Below are 355 nucleotides of genomic sequence, written 5' to 3' on the forward strand. Positions count from 1 at the left end.
AGAGGTGTTAGTGGCTTGAGAATAGACACTGAGATTCAGATCGGAGTTATCGACACTCACTCTTGCGGTTCCATGAGAGAAGCTCATATCGGTGGGTTCTTTAGCAGTAGGATTGATCTTGGATCTAATGAAATCAAATTTTATAACAGAATCCCAAGTCCCTCCCACATCTCTAAAACCTCCATTCCAGGTAGCATCAATAAAACTAACATTAAATGATGTACTCTTTGTATTTAAGATGATGTTTCCATTTAGAGTGGAGCCATCATTTACAGTTATATAGCGACTAGCTTCAGCATTGATCAGGATATCTCCATTCATCACACTCTTATTGTAAAGACTTATAGAAGTAACA

1 protein-coding gene is annotated in these 355 nt (G+C 37.7%); it reads right to left on the bottom strand.

Going from position 1 to position 355, the window contains the following annotated elements; genetic code table 11:
• Positions 1 to 321 (bottom strand): hypothetical protein (locus BKH42_RS09270; protein WP_143428631.1); only part of this gene is annotated, 321 nt, incomplete at its 3' end.
• Positions 322 to 355 lie beyond the last annotated feature (34 nt).

Source organism: Helicobacter sp. 13S00482-2 (assembly GCF_002272795.1).
Taxonomy (GTDB): Bacteria; Campylobacterota; Campylobacteria; order Campylobacterales; family Helicobacteraceae; genus Helicobacter_J.